The sequence below is a fragment of the Aestuariivirga sp. genome, assembly GCF_041738905.1.
In the GTDB taxonomy this organism is placed as follows: domain Bacteria; phylum Pseudomonadota; class Alphaproteobacteria; order Rhizobiales; family Aestuariivirgaceae; genus Aestuariivirga.
This window is the reverse complement of sequence record NZ_JBGSOZ010000114.1, coordinates 21,082-38,035: the sequence shown is the minus strand read 5'-3', so window position 1 is coordinate 38,035 and position 16,954 is coordinate 21,082. Positions and strand designations below refer to the sequence as shown.

At 61.5% G+C, this 16,954-nt stretch carries 15 protein-coding genes; 10 read left to right on the top strand and 5 right to left on the bottom strand.

What is annotated here, in order from left to right:
• Positions 1-451: 451 nt before the first annotated feature.
• On the bottom strand, positions 452-1,951 hold the full coding sequence (locus ACEW8Q_RS10160; RefSeq protein ID WP_373503939.1) for a CoA-acylating methylmalonate-semialdehyde dehydrogenase: 1,500 nt from the start codon (positions 1,949-1,951) through the stop codon (positions 452-454).
• 252 nt (positions 1,952-2,203) lie between these two features.
• Between ACEW8Q_RS10160 and ACEW8Q_RS10155 the strand changes: the two genes are divergently transcribed.
• Complete coding sequence (locus ACEW8Q_RS10155; protein WP_373503938.1) at positions 2,204-2,755, top strand: N-acetyltransferase family protein; 552 nt, start codon at positions 2,204-2,206, stop codon at positions 2,753-2,755.
• A gap of 4 nt (positions 2,756-2,759) precedes the next feature.
• Here the strand turns inward: ACEW8Q_RS10155 and ACEW8Q_RS10150 are convergent, their stop codons facing one another.
• The 4 genes from ACEW8Q_RS10150 to ACEW8Q_RS10135 all read right to left on the bottom strand — a co-directional run bounded on the left by ACEW8Q_RS10150 (position 2,760) and on the right by ACEW8Q_RS10135 (position 6,093).
• A complete protein-coding gene (locus tag ACEW8Q_RS10150) occupies positions 2,760-3,209 on the bottom strand; it encodes a VOC family protein (RefSeq protein WP_373503937.1) in 450 nt (149 codons plus the stop codon).
• Positions 3,206-3,625 (bottom strand): hypothetical protein, encoded by a 420-nt coding sequence (locus tag ACEW8Q_RS10145; RefSeq protein ID WP_373503936.1) that lies wholly within the window; start codon positions 3,623-3,625, stop codon positions 3,206-3,208. The genes ACEW8Q_RS10150 and ACEW8Q_RS10145 overlap by 4 nt, the downstream gene beginning before the upstream one ends.
• A gap of 97 nt (positions 3,626-3,722) precedes the next feature.
• Positions 3,723-4,706, bottom strand: a complete 984-nt coding sequence (locus tag ACEW8Q_RS10140; RefSeq protein ID WP_373503935.1) for a DUF3298 domain-containing protein — start codon at positions 4,704-4,706, stop codon at positions 3,723-3,725.
• Positions 4,690-6,093 (bottom strand): FGGY-family carbohydrate kinase, encoded by a 1,404-nt coding sequence (locus ACEW8Q_RS10135; protein ID WP_373503934.1) that lies wholly within the window; start codon positions 6,091-6,093, stop codon positions 4,690-4,692. Before ACEW8Q_RS10135 ends, ACEW8Q_RS10140 begins: the two co-directional genes overlap by 17 nt.
• Positions 6,094-6,225: 132 nt before the next feature.
• Between ACEW8Q_RS10135 and ACEW8Q_RS10130 the strand changes: the two genes are divergently transcribed.
• From ACEW8Q_RS10130 to ACEW8Q_RS10090, 9 genes are all read left to right on the top strand, one after another.
• Entirely contained in the window at positions 6,226-6,984 is a 759-nt protein-coding gene (locus ACEW8Q_RS10130; protein WP_373503933.1) for a class II aldolase/adducin family protein, read from the top strand.
• 2 nt (positions 6,985-6,986) lie between these two features.
• Positions 6,987-8,309, top strand: coding sequence for an NAD(P)H-dependent oxidoreductase (locus ACEW8Q_RS10125; RefSeq protein ID WP_373503932.1), 1,323 nt, complete (start codon positions 6,987-6,989; stop codon positions 8,307-8,309).
• 206 nt (positions 8,310-8,515) lie between these two features.
• A complete protein-coding gene (locus ACEW8Q_RS10120) occupies positions 8,516-9,454 on the top strand; it encodes a carbohydrate ABC transporter permease (protein WP_373503931.1) in 939 nt (312 codons plus the stop codon).
• Entirely contained in the window at positions 9,454-10,362 is a 909-nt protein-coding gene (locus tag ACEW8Q_RS10115) for a carbohydrate ABC transporter permease (protein WP_373503930.1), read from the top strand. The genes ACEW8Q_RS10120 and ACEW8Q_RS10115 overlap by 1 nt, the downstream gene beginning before the upstream one ends.
• A 46-nt stretch (positions 10,363-10,408) precedes the next feature.
• Positions 10,409-11,929 (top strand): ABC transporter substrate-binding protein, encoded by a 1,521-nt coding sequence (locus ACEW8Q_RS10110; protein ID WP_373503929.1) that lies wholly within the window; start codon positions 10,409-10,411, stop codon positions 11,927-11,929.
• Positions 11,930-11,992: 63 nt separating this feature from the next.
• On the top strand, positions 11,993-13,516 hold the full coding sequence (locus ACEW8Q_RS10105; protein ID WP_373503928.1) for an FGGY-family carbohydrate kinase: 1,524 nt from the start codon (positions 11,993-11,995) through the stop codon (positions 13,514-13,516).
• Positions 13,513-14,832 (top strand): iron-containing alcohol dehydrogenase, encoded by a 1,320-nt coding sequence (locus ACEW8Q_RS10100; RefSeq protein WP_373503927.1) that lies wholly within the window; start codon positions 13,513-13,515, stop codon positions 14,830-14,832. Before ACEW8Q_RS10105 ends, ACEW8Q_RS10100 begins: the two co-directional genes overlap by 4 nt.
• Positions 14,833-14,846: 14 nt before the next feature.
• A complete protein-coding gene (locus ACEW8Q_RS10095) occupies positions 14,847-15,899 on the top strand; it encodes an ABC transporter ATP-binding protein (protein WP_373503926.1) in 1,053 nt (350 codons plus the stop codon).
• On the top strand, positions 15,896-16,954 hold the full coding sequence (locus tag ACEW8Q_RS10090; RefSeq protein WP_373503925.1) for a hypothetical protein: 1,059 nt from the start codon (positions 15,896-15,898) through the stop codon (positions 16,952-16,954). Before ACEW8Q_RS10095 ends, ACEW8Q_RS10090 begins: the two co-directional genes overlap by 4 nt.

Sequence of the window (16,954 nt, the reverse complement as noted above, 5' to 3'; positions counted from 1 at the left end):
ATCGAAGTGTTCGGGCAGTAACGGGCAGACATCACGGCTTTGGCGGACCGGTGACGCAATTTGCCAAGGCTGGGTCTTGCCAAAGTTGCCAATTCGCGCAAAACTCGAACTAAATAGGCCGGCCATCCGGTGTATGTCGGCTAACTTCAATGAACACAGCACAGACCCGCAGTAGGGCCGCCTTACTTTCTTGCTTAAAACCTGAGCGGCAACCGGTGCTGCCTGAGTATCAGGCGCTATGGAACAGCGGTTTTATTCCGTTACGAAGCAAGGAATCCTTCGCACTTGCAGCATGAAACATCCCAATTAGCCATGCACTTAATGCATGATACGAAACAAAATTTCGTCATGCTATCGATTCATGTAACAATATTTCGCAACTCATTTCACGCCAAAACGCAAGCTTTTCGCGTGAAAAACGCGAGGCTCTTACAGCCTCGCGCGACCATTTTCAGCGCATCGTGGGGATGGAGAACTGAGCGCCTTCCTTGATGCCGGAGGGCCAGCGCGCGGTCACCGTCTTGGTCTTGGTGTAGAAGCGGATCGAGTCCGGCCCGTGCTGGTTGAGGTCACCGAAGGCCGAGCGTTTCCAGCCCCCAAACGTGTGATAGGCCAGCGGCACCGGGATCGGCACGTTGACGCCCACCATGCCGATCTGGCAGCGCGATGCGAAATCGCGCGCCGTGTCGCCGTCGCGGGTGAAGATGGCGGTGCCGTTGCCATATTCATGGTCGTTCACCAGCTTGAGGCCCTCGTCATAGGTCTTGGCGCGGACGACACTCAGCACGGGGCCGAAGATCTCTTCCTTGTAGATCCGCATGTCCTTGGTAACATTATCGAAAAGCGATCCGCCGAGGAAGAAGCCGTTCTCGTAGCCCTGCATCTTGAAGCCGCGTCCATCGACCTTCAGCGTGGCGCCTTCCTTGACGCCGGCATCGATATAGCCCTTCACGCGGTCGAGCGCGGCCTGCGTGACCAGCGGGCCGTAATCCGCCTCGCGGTCGGTGGAGAGGCCGATCTTCAGCTTTTCGACGCGCGGGATGAGCTTCGAGACCAGCGCATCCGCCGTCGCCTCGCCCACCGGCACCGCCACCGAAATCGCCATGCAGCGCTCGCCCGCCGAGCCGTAGCCAGCACCGATCAGCGCATCCACCGCCTTGTCCATGTCGGCGTCAGGCATGATCAGCATGTGGTTCTTGGCGCCGCCGAAGCACTGCGCCCTTTTGCCATTATTCGTAGCCCTTCCATACACATACTGGGCGATGGGGGTGGAGCCGACGAAGCCCACGGCGGCAATGTCCGGATCGTCCAGGATGCCGTCGACCGCCGCCTTGTCGCCGTTCACCACATTGAGGATTCCGGCGGGCAGCCCCGCCTCGAGGAAGAGTTCGGCCAGCCGCATCGGGCAGGACGGGTCGCGCTCCGAAGGCTTCAGGATGAAGGCATTGCCGCAGGCGATGGCGGGGGCGCATTTCCACAAGGGGATCATGGCGGGGAAGTTGAACGGCGTGATGCCGGCAGCGATCCCTAAGGGCTGGCGCATCGAATACATGTCGATGCCGGGGCCTGCGCCGTCGCTGTAGTCGCCCTTCAGCAGGTGTGGGATTCCACAGGCAAATTCAACAACTTCCACGCCGCGCTGCAGGTCTCCCAGCGCGTCCGGAATGGTCTTTCCGTGTTCCATCGAGATGAGCGTGGCGATTTCCTCGGCATGGATTCGCGCAAGTTCGAGGAAGCGCATCATCACGCGGGCTCGCACCTGCGGGTTCTTCGCCGCCCACTCGGGCTGCGCCGCCTTGGCGTTTTCAACAGCGGCGCGGAGTTCCGCGGCAGAGGCCAGCGCCACGCGGGCCTGAACCTCGCCGGTGTTGGGGTTGTAGATGTCGGCAAAGCGCCCGGACGTGCCCTTCACATGTTTGCCGCCGATGAAATGCCCGATGTCCTTGACCATGTGCGATTCGCCCGCAGCCGCTGGGGCCGGGCCCTCCCTGAAGTGATCCAGACCGCAGCCTAGAAGCGCCTTGGAGCCGCCGCAAGGGTCAGCTCCGCAGCATCGCTTCGGCCAGATTTTACAGAGGGTTAGATGGCTGCGGAGAAGCGCTGCGGTTCGCGAATGGGCCTATTCCCTTGCATTTGCCGCATTGCAACATAATCTTAATTTCGCTGTCCGAAATTAAAGGCTGGCACGGAGAGGAACACTCCCATGGACGACAGAATGGACAATTATCACATCCGGAAGCTCTGGCCGCTGGACTACCCGACCTTCCGGCGCCACCTGCTGCGGCTTGATCCGGAAACCCGGCAATTCCGCTTCGGCACGCCGGTGAACGACAATTTCCTCAATGCCTACGCCGACACCGCCCGGCGCGTCGGAACGGTCGTTTATGGCGCCTTCATCGGGCAAGAGATGTTTGCCTCGGCAGAGCTCCGCTCGCTTCACGTCATGGGCGACGAGATGGCGGAAGCCGCTTTCGCGGTCGAAACCGCGCACCGGCACTTAGGCCTCGGCACGGCGCTGATGGACCGCATCATCACGGCGGCCCAGAACCGGGGCATCGGGCAGGTCCACATGATCTGCACCCGCGAGAACCAGCCGATGCAGAGGCTGGCCGAAAAATTCGGCGCGCAGTTCCGCACCGACCACGGCGAAGTGTCGGGTGACATCGAACCCCGCTCCGCCACGCCGTTTTCACTCCTCGACGAGGCGATACATGATACAACCGATTTCATGACGGCGGTTTTCGACTGGCGCTGACGCGTCAGGCCCTTCGACCGATCGCCACGCCCGGCACCCAGGCATAGCCGTCATCATCGATGATGATGCACTCGCGCAGCCCATGGGGCTTGTCGATGCTGCCGCTGAGGACCGTCCAGCCGCCAGCGCGCGCGCGCTTTTCCGCCTCATCAGGGTCGCACCCATAGATTCGCAGTTCTACGCCGGCACCCCGGGCCTCCAGTCCCGCCACGATGCCGGCCAACGGATTGTCGCCATAGGTATGGTCCGCATGGAACATGAAGTCCGAGCCGTTGAAGCGCAGCGCGGCAAAGTCGGCGTCGTCATAAAAGCTTGTGGCACCAAGAACCTCGGTGGCAAAGGCCATCGAACGGGCAACATCCGTGACGAGCAGGTTGAAGCCGATTCCTCTGAGGCCGCGGCCATAGTCTTCGGGGGAAACCGGTGGGGTCTTGTCAGGCGGGCGCTTCTTCATGAACCGAAGAAAACACGTTCCCGCGACTCTTGACCGTTCCACATCACGGTGCACGCGGGAATCCGCTTCGGATCCGAAATCCCGTTCCGCTTCATGGCGAGCAGGAAGACCACCGCGGCATCCGTCACCGCTTCCGTCAGGTCGGCGGCAGGCAGTCCACTGTCCAGAAGATCGGCAAGGTGGCCCGCTGCCACTTCAGCCATCTTGGCCGCTTCCGGAGCAGTCAGCTCCTCGGCGGCCGCCCAGCTTTCGAGCAGGTCGCCATGCCCGATCTCGGCCACCACCTGTGAACCGATGGTAAAGGTCAGATTTCCCTCGTCTTTCTCAGCACCTTGGTGGGCGCGCGCACTCCTGTAGCCGGGGCAAACCAGGGTGAAGGTGGGCACTGAATCGTCAAATCTGCTGTCGGATCGCATGGGACACCTCACGAACGGAATGTTCATCTTGCGCCCAGGAGTTTGCCGGATTGTTAATCAGCTTGCCTGTGGCTTGTGCTGGACGATCCTCAGGCTGCTAAGGCAGGTTCGCTCCGGGAGCCGCCATGGCCTTCACCTCGGCAGTGGGAAATATGCACTCGTAGGGCCCCTCGGCATAGGAACCGATGGCATAAGGGTCGAAGGTGATGGTGATCTCGCGCTCCGAAATGCTCCACCGGCTGAGCGTGGCGATGTGCTCGCCGATCACGTCGTCCCTCAGGAAATCGTCCGTGGCTGGGTCATAGGGTTCGGTCCCAAACCGCTCCCGCTTCCCGGCGATGATCTGTTCCTTGCAACGGACGACGAGGTCCGCGGCAGCCGGTTCCGCGAGCAGGCCGCCAATCTCGAGCAGCTTTCCCGACTTCATGTCGATGTTGAAGTTCTGGATGCCGCCGTTGCCGTGAGCGCCACCCTGATTGAGATAGTAACTGTGCAGCACCGACATCAGATCACCCGAGGCATAGGTGATCTCCATGCCTTCCTGCTGGCCGTAGATCGACCCCATCGTGTCTTCGCCATGGGGACCAAGCTTCACCCTGCCAATGATTTCCTCCGTGATGGCATTGAGGCGGCGCTCTCCCGCAGTCTGTGGATCGGCGAAGCGCAATGCCCCGATATCGAGGTCAAAGAGCTTTTCCGTTCCCTCCTGCACGATGAAGACGGGGATGATCCTGCCGCTCGCGCCGGGGCCACTCCCCGGCGCGCCGGTCAGCAGGCGCAGGCACTTCCCGGTCTCGTCCTTCACGCAGGCAGAAACACCCGCTTCGGACTCAGTGCAATACTCACGCGATGCGATCCAGCGCTTCTGCGATCGTGCCAGCATCTTCTGCTCAACCTTGGAAGACGCGGCTTTCACAACGCCATAGGCCTCGCTCAACTGGTCATCGAGACGCTTCAGGTCTGGATCGGCGCAGATTGCCGTCTCGACCGCCGTCGAGGCCTTGGCGCAGTCGAAGGCCGCGGCGGGATGGGAGAGTGTCGCGAGCGCGGCCACTGCGAAACAGCTAGCGCGAAGCTTCATAGGCGGGGGGCCTCCATGAATCATGATAGCGATCAAGGCCTTCAATGGTTGAGGGCGCCATCGCCGTGAGCTTGAGACCGATGGTGGGCAGCTTGCCGTCATCGATCAGGGCCAGTGCGGCAGCGCCTGCTGTCGTTCCGTCGCGGAGATCGGAGGCCAGCACGCGCTGGCCAGGCCTTAACTGTGCGAGGACAGCGAGCAGAACCGGGTTCTGAGAGAATGGCCCATCGACGATGATGTCGTCCTTTGAGGCGATGCAGTCGAGCTGCTCCGACACCATCTGCGCGCAATAGAGCGCCGCCAACGATGCCCGCTCCTCGTCCGATACGGGTGGAGGGCCCTCGACTCGACCGCGCCCGCCGGAATTCGGCACCGGCCCGTTGGTCAGCGTGAAGGACGGAATCGCCCGCGTGCCGCGCTTCACAAGATCGGCAACACAGGTGAGCGTTGCAGCCTCGGCCGGAGCGCCGCCTGCCACCGCTTCAAACTCCTTGCCCCCGAAGAAGCGGCTGCAGCAGACCGTACGGCCTAGTACGTCGGTGTTGGTGTTGGTGTCACGTTCCGGATCGAGCACGTCGATCGAGGTTGAGGGATCAAAGCTGATGCTCCAGGTTCCCGTCGAGACCAGCGAGAAGCGGTCGAGCCCGGCACAGACGTAGCGCATGAAGTTCGCGGTCGAGTCGTGAACGCCGCCGAGAACGCGGCCCTCGCCCCGGAATGCCTCACCCCTGAACTCGGGTTTCAGCGTGCCAATTGTCTCCCAGGCTTTCGCCATGCGCGGGAACAGCCTGTCCCACCCGAGCGACTTCGCCATCAACGACGGCTGCTGGCTGCGCGTATCGAGCAGATGGGTCTGGCAGGCCATGGAGGAGATCTCGGTGACGGGTGTTCCCGACAGCCTGAAGCCGACATACTGGATCCACGGCAGCAAGGTGGCCACGCGCGCGAAATCCCCAGGCAGCATGCGCTGCTGCCAGTAAAGCTGCAGTCCATGGGTGATGGCCAGCGGCAGCAAGGGGCAGAAGGCCTCATCGAAGCCCGGCATGATCTTCTTGTAGCCGGCAACGATGTCAGCCGGCGGCTCGGACGTGTAGTCCATCACCGGCAGAGCCAGATCGCCCTTCGCATCAAGGCAGGCCATCGCAGCGCCATGGGCACAGGGCACGATGGCATCGACAGGCAGGATGCGGTCGAGTTCGGTCAGCGCCGAGCGGCAGAGTGCCACCATCGGCTCAGGGTCGATATGCAGGTAGGGCGGACCCGCGACATGGCGGCTCGCCGACTTGCGCTCCGCCAGCAAATCGCCCTCAGGCGAAAACAGTGCGATTTTTGTATTGGTGAACCCGACATCGACGACCGCGATGCCGCGTGGCTTGTTCTGCCGCATTCTGCCTTCCCATTCTTTTTCTGGCACTCTGCGCATTCACTGCATGAGCGTCAATCGGGATGCACACTTGTATGATGAGGTCATAGCAGTCTATAGCCGCGGCCCGACATTCAACGTTGGGACTCAATCAAGATGGCGAAGCTGAAGTATCTCGACCTCCGCAACGAGGTGATTGCGACCTGCCTGAAGATGAACGAGGAAGGCATCAACCAGGGCACCTCTGGCAATGTGAGCGTGAGGACACCCGAAGGCTTCCTCATCACCGCATCGGGCGTTCCCTATCACCGCATGAAGCCCGAGCATGTGGTCGAGATGGATCTCGACGGCGGCTATGTCGGCGAATACCTGCCCTCGACCGAGTGGCGCATGCACATGGACATCTTCAAGCACCGCCCTGAGGCTGGCGCGATCGTCCACACGCATTCGGTCTATGCGACAGCTCTGGCCTGTCTCAAGAAGGACATTCCGCCCTTCCACTACATGATCGGCATTGGCGGTGGCACTACGATCCGCTGCTCGGACTACGCCGAGTTCGGCACCCAGAAGCTTTCGGACGTGATGCTGAAAGCACTCGAGGACCGCTCTGCCTGCCTCCTCGGCAACCACGGCCAGATAGCCTTTGGCCCCAATCTCGAAAAGGCCCTGTGGCGCGCGGGCGAGGTGGAAACCATCTCGCACCAGTATTGGGCGGCCCTGCAGGCCGGCAAGCCGGTGATCCTCAGCAAAGGCCAGATGACAAGCGTGCTGGCCCGGTTTAAGACCTATGGCAAGCAACCCGACGAACTGGGCAAGGATGACGCTCCGGCGGTTCAGGCTCCCGTTCGCCGCGATGCGCCGAAGAAATCTGCACGGGCTGCTGAAAGCAAGCCCGTGAAAAAAGCCAAGAGGTAAGCTTGATCGCTGGGGTCTCGCCGCTCGTCGCCGAATTGAACGCCCGCGCTGAAGCGGGGAGACCCGTCACCATCGGACTTGCCGGCTGCGGCCAGATGGGCACCGACATTGTGGTGCAGCTGAACCGCATGCCGGGCCTTCGCCTCGGCGCCGTCGCCGAAATGCGTCCGCCGCAGGCGAAAGCCGCGGCGGCCATGGCAGGCTATCCCGAAGATCACACCATCTATGCCGACAGCGCTGCGGCCATCGACCGGGCCATTTCGCAAGGCAAGCTCGCGATCACCGCGAGCCCCGACGATCTGGCGCGCTCAGGGCTTGTCGATGTGGTGATCGATGCCACCGGCAATCCCAACATCGGCACACAATTCGCGCTCGATGCCATTGCCCACGGCAAGCATGTGGTGATGCTGAATGTCGAGGCTGATGTCACCATAGGCCGCTACCTCCATGAACGCGCGAAGAACGCAAGCGTGGTCTATACCGGTGCTGCTGGCGACGAACCCGCAGCAACGCTGGAACTCATCGGCTTTGCCCAATCGATCGGACTTGACGTGGTCTGCGCCGGCAAGGGCAAGAACAATCCCCTGAAGTTCGATGCCGTTCCAGCCGACTATGAGGCCGAGGCCAGGGCCCGCAACATGAACGCGCGCATGCTCGTCGAGTTCGTCGACGGCTCCAAGACCATGGTGGAGATGGTGGCGATTGCCAATTGCACCGGTCTGGTGCCCGACGTGCCCGGCATGCACGGGCCTGCGGCGACGCGAGACGAGCTCGCATCGGTGTTGATCCCCCGGGAGCATGGCGGCGTGCTTTCGAAGAAAGGCTGCGTTGACTATTCGATCGGCAAGGGGGTGGCGCCCGGCGTGTTCTGCATCGTCACCACCGATCACCCCCGCCTGCAGGAGCGCATGATCGACCTGAAGGTCGGCAAGGGTCCCTATTTCGCGCTGACGAGGCCCTATCACCTGACCAGCATGGAAGTGCCCTTGTCGGCAGCCCGCGCCGTGCTCCATGGCCAGGCCGACATGGTGCCGCTGGAGCAGCCGGTGGCCGAAGTAACGACGCTCGCCAAGCGTGACTTGAAACCAGGCGAGGTTCTGGGGCGCATTGGCGAGAACGACTACCGCGCCTGGGCCATGACCCACTCCGGTGCACGCAACGCAAATGCGGTCCCGCTGGGTCTCGCGCAAGGCGCCAAGGTCATCCGGCCCATAGTCAGGGGCGAGCAACTGACCTACGACAATTGCGTGCCCGATGACTCCATGATCGTGACACAGATCAGAAAGCGTCTGGACCAGGCCGACACCAAGTTCCACGCTCTCTGAGCCTGCGCCTCCAATCCACATTCAGACCTTTGGTTAGCTTGCAATCACTGCATTGCAGCGCAACATTTTGTTTGCATTGCAATATTTCGACCGTGACAGGTCTTTAAGTTGACTCGCGCTCCCCTCCGAATTAGGGTTGATGCACATTTGCAATTTCAAAATAACAAATGCACAGTCCGACGAACGGGCTGATAGGGAGGACTGACATGTCATCGGACGCCGCCCGCCTTGCGCCGCGCGACGCCGGCAAATCTGCCGGAAAACCGTCGGCATGGCCGCGCTGGCTGTCGTCCGAGCATCCCTTCCCCTGGCTGTTTCCGGCCTCGGCCCTGATGATCGTTTTCGGCATCTATCCCCTCGTCTATGCGATTACCCTGTCGCTCTACAAAAAGAACGCGGCGACCCGGAAAATGGTCTTCGACATGGACCACAACTGGACGAAGGTCTTCTATGACGAGCGTGTTTGGAACGCGATGGGGAACACCTTTCTCTACACCGGCATCGCCCTCGTGTTTCAGCTGGTTCTGGGCATGCTTATCGCGTTGCTGCTCGATACGGACCGCAAGGGCTATGCGTTCCTCCGGGCCATGATGACATTGCCGCTCGTCATCCCGCCCGCAGTCACAGCCATGATGTTCCTGTTCATGCTCAACGGTTCCTTCGGCGTGCTGAGCCGCGGCATCATCGCCACCGGACTGTTGCCCCCCGGCTTTTCCATCCTCGGCACCGCGAACACCGCCATGGCCGGCGTGCTGATGGCGGAGATCTGGCAATGGACGCCCTTCATGGTGCTGATCATGCTCGCCGGCTTGCGCTCACTGCCCAAGGAGCCCTTCGAAGCAGCCGCCATCGACGGCGCCAATGCGTTTCAGGTCTTCTTCAAGCTGACACTTCCCATGATGTCGAAGGTCATCGCCATCGCGGTCCTGATTCGCGGCATCGACCTGTTCCGCGCCTTCGACTACGTGAAGGTCATGACAGATTCAGGGCCCGGCACCGCCACTGAAACACTCACGTCTTATGCGGGCCGCATCTATTTCGGCAACGCCGACTTCCCCTATGCGTCCACCATCGCGCTCCTCACGCTGATCATCGTCATCATCGTCTCTTCGCTGTTCATGCGGATCTTCAAGGTCAAGCTCTGATGGAACTCTCCCGCCCCTGGCAGATCCTGCGCGACATCACCGCCATCGTCGTGACGGCGATCTTCATGTTCCCCATCCTGTGGTGGGCGCTCACCTCGGTGAAGCCCACGTCCGCGATGTTCGACAAGGACCGCGTGGTCTTCTTCGATTTCGTGCCAACGATTATCAACTATGGCGTCACGCTGTTCGGCATGTCGCGCTCGCAGCTTGCCATCGACCAGGGCCTTGGCATGGGGGTGGCCGGTGCCGAAGCCTATGACTCCCGCATGTCGATTCTGGAGTCGGTCATCGTCTCCGTTGGCTCGACCGCAATCACCATGAGCGTCGCAGTCTTCGCGGCCTACGCCATTTCGCGCATGGCCTTCAAGGGCCGCACCGCCTATCTGGGCTGGGTCCTGGGCCAACGCTTCATGCCGCCCATCGCCATCCTCATCCCGCTGGTGACGATCTACAAAGCCGCCGGCATGCGCGACACCGATAATCTCTACATGGGCTATCTCGGCCTCATGCTGATCTATGCGCTGATGAACCTGCCCATCGCCGTGCTGCTGATGAAGTCCTTCTTCGATGATGTGCCGAAGGATGTGGACGAGGCCGCGATGATCGATGGCGCCACGCGCTGGCAAACCTTCGTCAAGGTGGTGCTGCCCATGGTCAAGGGCGGTGTGGCCGCCTCGGCTGTTCTCTGCTTCATCTTCTCCTGGACCGAGTTCCTGCTGTCGCTCTTCCTCACGACCGACATCCGCACGGTTCCTGTCAAGATCCAGACCTTCGTGACTTCGACGGGCAATGAATGGGGTTTCATCGCGGCGCTGGGTACAGCCGCGATCATTCCGAGCTTCATCTTCATCCTGCTCGTCCAAAAGCATCTGGTGCGCGGCCTCACTCTGGGATCCCTGAAGGAGTGAAATCTGCGTACGAGAAAAATGAGCTCAAACCCATGGGAGGATTTCTATGAGCTTTAAGGACCACGACAAGAAAACATACATCGCCGATATGGCCCGGGCCTATGCCGACCGCCGTATCTCGAAGCGCGACTTCCTGAAGAAGATGGGCATGGCCGGCATCGGCTTCTCCGCCTTCGGCGCGGGCCTGCTCGGCAACACCCGCTATTACAAGGGTGACCTCGGCCTTCTCGGCACAGAAGCCCTTGCCCAGGACGCTTCCGTCACCCAGTGGCTGAAGGATGTTGGCTCGCCCTTCAAGGGCACCAAGATCCGCTACACCTCGGAAGCAACGCCTCCGACCGTCGTTCTCGACAAGCTGAAGAAGGAATTCACCGATCCGACCGGCATCGAGGTCGAAATCGAGATCGTTCCGCTCGAACAGGTTCTCGCCAAGGCGACCCAGGACGTGCAGGGCCAGCTTGGCACCTACGACATCTACTATCTTGACCAGTCGTGGGTCGCTACCTTCAGCCAGGACACCGTCGATCCCGTCCAGTACTACAAGGACAAACCGGACCTAGCGATGCCGGGCTTCGACTTCGATGACTTCGCGAAGCCGCTCGTCAGCGGTCTGGCAGAGTATGAGGGCAAGTGGGTCGGCATTCCCTTCGACATCCCGATCTTCATGCTGATGTACCGTCAGGACATCCTTGAGAAGCACAAGATCGCCGTTCCGACCACACCCGAGGAATTCACAGCGGCGATCAAGCAGATCACCGAACTGGAAAAGGCCAACGGAATGTTCGGCACCGGCCTCCAGGCCAAGTCGGGCCACTATTCGCTGAACTGCGATTGGACCCAGATGGTGTGGAACGAAGGCGGTTCGATCTTCGGCGCCGACAAGAAGTTCAAGGGCAACGACGAAGCCGCCGTTCGCGGCCTCGCGATGTACCAGGAATGGCTCAAGAACGCTCCGGCTGAATCGCTCAACTCCACCTGGGATGGCCAGTGGCAGATGATGGCGTCAGGTCAGTGCGCGCTCGTGCAGTCGTGGGATGAATTCTTCCCCGGCCTCGACTCCGACGATTCCAAGGTCAAGGGCCTGTGGATGCCGGCCAAACCGCTCGTCGGCAAGCCGCTCCGTCCGCAAGCTGAAGTTGGCTTCGGCGAAATCCCGGGATATGCCCACCAGGGCGGTTCGATCCTCGGCCTGTCGAAGTACTCGAAGAACATCGACGCAGCCTGGCTGTTCATGCAGTGGGCCTGCTCGAAGGACATCATGACGCGCTGCACGCTTCTCGGCGGCTTCGCGCCCATGCGTCTTTCGTCCTTCGCCGATCAGCGCGTGAAGGACAAGGCAGTTGTCGGTCCGGGCACCACCCGCCATCTCGAGATGGTGAAGTGGATCATCGACAACAACATCGCCTCCGAGCCGGACATGCCGCTTTGGGCTGGCTTCTCGAACAACGAGATCCCCGTCAACCTCGGCAAGCTGCTTACCGGCCAGGATTTCGACGGCGACCCGAAGAAGTGCATGGATGCGATCGCTGCGTCGATCGATGCAGCCGTCACCGAAGCCGGTCTCTGATCCCACACCCATTGGAGGCGGCCCCGTGCCGCCTCCGTCTTTTTCTCATCTCAAGAGAACACCATGCGCGGCGATCTCGTCATCGGCATCGACTCATCCACCACGGCCACGAAGGCGATTGCTTTCGACCGCAACGGACGCATTGTTGCCGAAGGCCGCGCTGGCGTTCCAATGTCCAATCCCAAGCCCGGCTGGTTCGAGCAGGAGGTTGCCGACTGGACCGGCGCCGCAGCCAAGGCCCTGAAGCAGGTGACCCGCAAAGTCGATGCCAAGCGCATCGCTGCCGTTTCCATTTCCAATCAGCGCGAGAGCTTCGCACAGTTCGACGCGAAGGGCCGCGCCCTCCGCCCCGGAACCCTCTGGCTCGACGAGCGCGCGCATGCTGAAGTGAAGGACATCGTTTCCGAGCTGGGCGACGACATTCACCGCATATCCGGCAAGCCCGCCGACGTGACTCCCTGTCTCTACCGTTGCCGCTGGCTCTCGACCCACATGCCGAAGGTGTGGTCCAGAACCGCGATGACGGCGGAAGTCCACGGCGTTCTCACACATTTCCTCACAGGCCAGTGGGCTACTTCGATTTCCTCCGCCGACCCCATGGGCCTGATCGACGTCAAGGCCTTCGACTGGTCCGACACGCTCCTGAAAGCGGCCCGTCTCACGCGCGACCAGCTTCCAAACCTTCACCCCTCGGGCGATATCATGGGTGTCGTCACGCCTGAGGCCGCAAAATTGACCGGCCTGAAAGCGGGAACGCCCGTGGTGGCCGGCGGCGGCGATGGCCAATGCGCAGGGACAGGCGCCAACATCTTCCTCAAGGGCCGCGCCTATGTGAACTTGGGCACGGCCGCTGTATCCGGAAGCTACGGCTCCACCTATGCCATCGACCGCTCCTTCCGCAGCCTTGTGGCGGTGTCCGAGCAGGGCTTTTCGTTTGAAACCGCAATCCGCACAGGAACCTTCCTCGTCAACTGGATGGTGGAGCGGCTGTTCAACGTGAACCCCGCCAAGAACCCTGCAATTTTCAAGGCGCTGGAGGCGGAAGCGAAAGCCTCGCCCATAGGTGCCAATGGCCTCGTGATGGTGCCTTACTGGTCAGGCTGCATGACACCCTATTGGGACTCGGGCGCGCGTGGCGTAATCGCAGGGCTTTCGGGAAATCATAACCGTGGCGATGTCTACCGCGCGCTTCTCGAAGGTGTCGCCCTCGAACAGGCGATGATGACCAACAAGGTGGCCGAAGTCACCTCCCCCATCACCCATTTCGCCGCTGTCGGCGGCGGTTCGCGGTCAGACCTCTGGTGCCAGATCCTCGCCGATGCCTCGGGCCGCGACGTGAAGCGGCTGGAGACGGCGGAAGCCTCCGCACTTGGTGCCGCCATGGCGGCATCGAAAGGCGCGGGCTGGTACAAGACCATCGGGGCAGCCTCAAGCGCCATGTCGGGCAAGCCCTCCATAACATTCCGTCCACGGACGAAAGACCACAGGCGCTATCAGGACCTGCTGGGCATCTACACCGAGCTGTGGCCCAGGCTCTCCGAATGGAACCACAAGCTGGTTGCCTTCGCTGCAAGAGAAAACACATGACCGACTGGAATGAACTGATCAGCGATGTTGTCGCGGGGAACTGGAAAGACCCGACGTCCGGCAAGCCCGCCATCGTCCCCTTCGAGGTGATCCGCATCGAGGACGATCTCGATGGCGGCGAGGCTGACATGCTGGCCCCCCTGAAGCTCGGCAAGCGCATTGCCGTCGTCTCCGACGTCAACACCAACGAGGCGATGGGCCGCCGCGTGGCGAAGCACCTCAAGGCTCTTGGCACCATCGACGAACTCGTGCTGCCCGGCAACACGCATTGCGACGAGCCGACGATTGCGATGGTGCAGGAGAAGACACGCCACGCCGATGCAATCGTGGCGGTCGGTTCTGGCGCCCTGTCGGACACCTGCAAGTACGCCACATTCAAGGACGGCCGGAAATACGCCACCTTCGGCACCGCCGCATCGATGAACGGCTATGCGGCTTCGACCGCGTCAGTGACGCTCAACAACGGCTACAAGACATCCCTGCCGGCCCATGCGCCGCGTGGTATCTTCCTCGATCTCAAGGTCTCGGCCTCGGCACCGCATTGGCTTTCGGCGGCAGGCTTGGGCGACTCGCTCTGCCGCCCCACGGCGCAGGTTGAATGGTGGGCCTCGCACCGGTTGTTCGGCACCTTCTATTCGAGCGTGCCCTACACGCTGATCGGCAATGACGAACCGCGCATGATCGAGTCGGCGGCGGGCCTTGCGAAGCACGACATCGCCGCCAACGGGCACCTTCACCGCGTTCTGACATTGTGCGGTCTCGGCGTCTGCTTCACCGGCGTTTCGCATCATGGCTCCATGGGTGAGCACCAGGTCTCGCACTGGATCGACATGTTTGCCGGCGAAGCACATCCGGGCACCACGCACGGCCAGCAGGTGGGCGTCGCTTCGCTGGCGATCGCCAGGCTTCATCACGAACTGCTCTCGCTCGACGCCCCGCCCCTCATCAAGGCGACGCATATCGAAGAAGCCGAATTCGTGGCCCGCTACGGCCAGGAGATTGGGTCCATGTGCTATTCGGAGGCGAAGAAGAAATCCTTCGACCGCGCTGGAGCTGAAGCTTTCAACCGCAAACTCGCAGACTTGTGGCCTGAGCTTCGCGAGGAGCTCCGTCCCATGCTGATGGACCCCGCAAAAATGAAAGCGACCATCGCCGCCGCCGGAGGCCCGACAACCGCGACCGAACTCGGCCTCTCCCGCAAGATGTGGCGCGACGCGATGAAATTCGCACGCGATGTCCGCAATCGCTGGTCCTTCCTCGACCTCGCGGACGACGCAGGCCTCCTCGACGAATTCCTCGCCCGCGACGAACAATAGGACCGGCACACAGCATGGCATCGGTAACAGTCAAGAACGTCAAGAAGAACTACGGCAACCTCGAGGTTGTCCACGGCATCAACCTGAAGATCGAGGATGGCTCGTTCGTCGTTCTGCTCGGCCCTTCGGGCTGCGGCAAGTCCACGCTTCTGCGCATGATCGCGGGCCTCGAATCGGTCACGGGCGGCGATATCGAGATCGAGGGAAAGCGGGTGAACGACGTTCATCCGAAGGACCGGAACATCGCCATGGTGTTCCAGAACTACGCACTCTACGCCCACATGAAGGTGCGCGACAACATGAGCTTCTCGCTGATCCTCGCGAAGCGCCCGCAAAGCGAGATCGAGGAGAAAGTGAAGTGGGCGGCGAAGATCCTCAATCTCGAGCCCTATCTCGATCGCTACCCGCGCGAATTGTCAGGCGGCCAGCGCCAGCGTGTCGCCATGGGCCGCGCTATCGTGCGTAATCCAGCGGTCTTCCTTTTCGACGAGCCGCTCTCGAACCTCGATGCCAAGCTCCGCGTCCAGATGCGCACCGAGATCAAGGAACTGCATGAGCGCCTGAAGACAACGACCGTCTACGTGACGCATGACCAGATCGAGGCCATGACCATGGCCGACAAGATCGTCATCCTGCGCGATGGCTATATTGAGCAGGAGGGTTCTCCTCTCGACGTCTATGACAGGCCTTCAAATCTCTTCGTGGCCGAATTCATCGGCTCGCCGTCGATGAACCTGTTGAAGGGCGAAGTGACAGCCGAAGGCGTGCGCCTTGGCGAGGGTACCCTGCTGCCCTTGCCGAAGGATCACAAGGCAAAACCTGGTCAGAAGGTTGTCTACGGCATCAGGCCGGAACACTTCACCTTCGGCAGCGGCACACCCGGCAAGGTGAATGTCGTGGAGCCGACAGGTCCCGAGATGCATGTTTATGCCGATCTCGGCGGGCAGGAAGTCTGCGCCATCACCAGCGAGCGTGTTTCGCTTGCGCGCGATGATGCGATCCTGCTCAGCCCGCGCCTCGAAAAGGTCCATATCTTCGATGCCGCCAGCGGAAAGGTGATCGCGTGAGCATCGTCACCATCCTGGGCGCGGGCGTCATGGGGTCGGCCATGTGCCTGCCGGCGCGCGACCGTGGTCACGAGGTGCGGCTCGTGGGCACACATCTCGACCGCGACATCATCGATAGTGTGAAGGCCAATGGCCTGCATCCGAAGCTCAACGTGAAGCTGCCGGATGGCGTGAAGGGCTTTCATCATGAGGACTTCGGTGCAGCCCTTGGAACCGACACCGATCTCATCGTGCTCGGCATCAGCTCCGCGGGCGTCAACTGGGCCATTGACCGGCTGTGTGAAGCGCTGAAGACTCCTGTGCCCGTGGTGATGATCACCAAGGGCATGCATCCTGAAGAAGCGAAGCTCACGGCTCTCCCCGACCGCGTCAAAGCCGAAGTGCAGCGCCGCACGGGGCTTTCACTCACCATCGCGGCAATCGGTGGACCCTGCATTGCAGGCGAGCTCGCGGTCAGGCGGCATACCGGTACTGTCATCACGTCGCATGACACGGCCTTCGCAGGGACACTCTGCGGCATGCTGGAGACGGACTATTATCATCCACGCGTTTCCGCGGACGTGATCGGCGTCGAGATCTGCGCGGCCTTCAAGAACTTCTTCGCCATTTCGGTAGGCTGGGCGGTCGGCCACCTCGACAAGATGGCAGTAACCGAGAACCGTGCCTTCAACCACAATGCGGCAGCCATCATCTTCGACCAGGCGATCCGCGAGCTGATGGTGCTGGTGAAGGCGCATGGCGGAACCGAGCAGAGTGTGTGGGGCATGCCGGGTGCTGGCGATCTCTATGTCACCTGCCAGGCGGGGCGCAATTCGCGGCTTGGCAACAATCTGGGCCGCGGCCTCACCTACAAGCAGACGAAGGAAGGCCCGATGAAGGGCGACACCATCGAAGGCGCCGAACTGGGCGTGGTGGTGGCGGGGACCCTTCGCGCCATGATGGGCAATGGCACGCTCAATCCGACGGCGCTGCCGCTCACCCGCGCGCTTCTTGACGCGCTGACAAACGATTCGGGCCTCGATATCCCTTGGGCTGACCTTCACAGGCACAACTGA

Coding starts and splice junctions, on each gene's coding strand:
- ACEW8Q_RS10160 (WP_373503939.1), bottom strand. CDS start 1,951: ATGGTCAAGGACATCGGGCATTTCATCGGCGGCAAACATGTGAAGGGC.
- ACEW8Q_RS10155 (WP_373503938.1), top strand. CDS start 2,204: ATGGACGACAGAATGGACAATTATCACATCCGGAAGCTCTGGCCGCTG.
- ACEW8Q_RS10150 (WP_373503937.1), bottom strand. CDS start 3,209: ATGAAGAAGCGCCCGCCTGACAAGACCCCACCGGTTTCCCCCGAAGAC.
- ACEW8Q_RS10145 (WP_373503936.1), bottom strand. CDS start 3,625: ATGCGATCCGACAGCAGATTTGACGATTCAGTGCCCACCTTCACCCTG.
- ACEW8Q_RS10140 (WP_373503935.1), bottom strand. CDS start 4,706: ATGAAGCTTCGCGCTAGCTGTTTCGCAGTGGCCGCGCTCGCGACACTC.
- ACEW8Q_RS10135 (WP_373503934.1), bottom strand. CDS start 6,093: ATGCGGCAGAACAAGCCACGCGGCATCGCGGTCGTCGATGTCGGGTTC.
- ACEW8Q_RS10130 (WP_373503933.1), top strand. CDS start 6,226: ATGGCGAAGCTGAAGTATCTCGACCTCCGCAACGAGGTGATTGCGACC.
- ACEW8Q_RS10120 (WP_373503931.1), top strand. CDS start 8,516: ATGTCATCGGACGCCGCCCGCCTTGCGCCGCGCGACGCCGGCAAATCT.
- ACEW8Q_RS10115 (WP_373503930.1), top strand. CDS start 9,454: ATGGAACTCTCCCGCCCCTGGCAGATCCTGCGCGACATCACCGCCATC.
- ACEW8Q_RS10110 (WP_373503929.1), top strand. CDS start 10,409: ATGAGCTTTAAGGACCACGACAAGAAAACATACATCGCCGATATGGCC.
- ACEW8Q_RS10105 (WP_373503928.1), top strand. CDS start 11,993: ATGCGCGGCGATCTCGTCATCGGCATCGACTCATCCACCACGGCCACG.
- ACEW8Q_RS10100 (WP_373503927.1), top strand. CDS start 13,513: ATGACCGACTGGAATGAACTGATCAGCGATGTTGTCGCGGGGAACTGG.
- ACEW8Q_RS10095 (WP_373503926.1), top strand. CDS start 14,847: ATGGCATCGGTAACAGTCAAGAACGTCAAGAAGAACTACGGCAACCTC.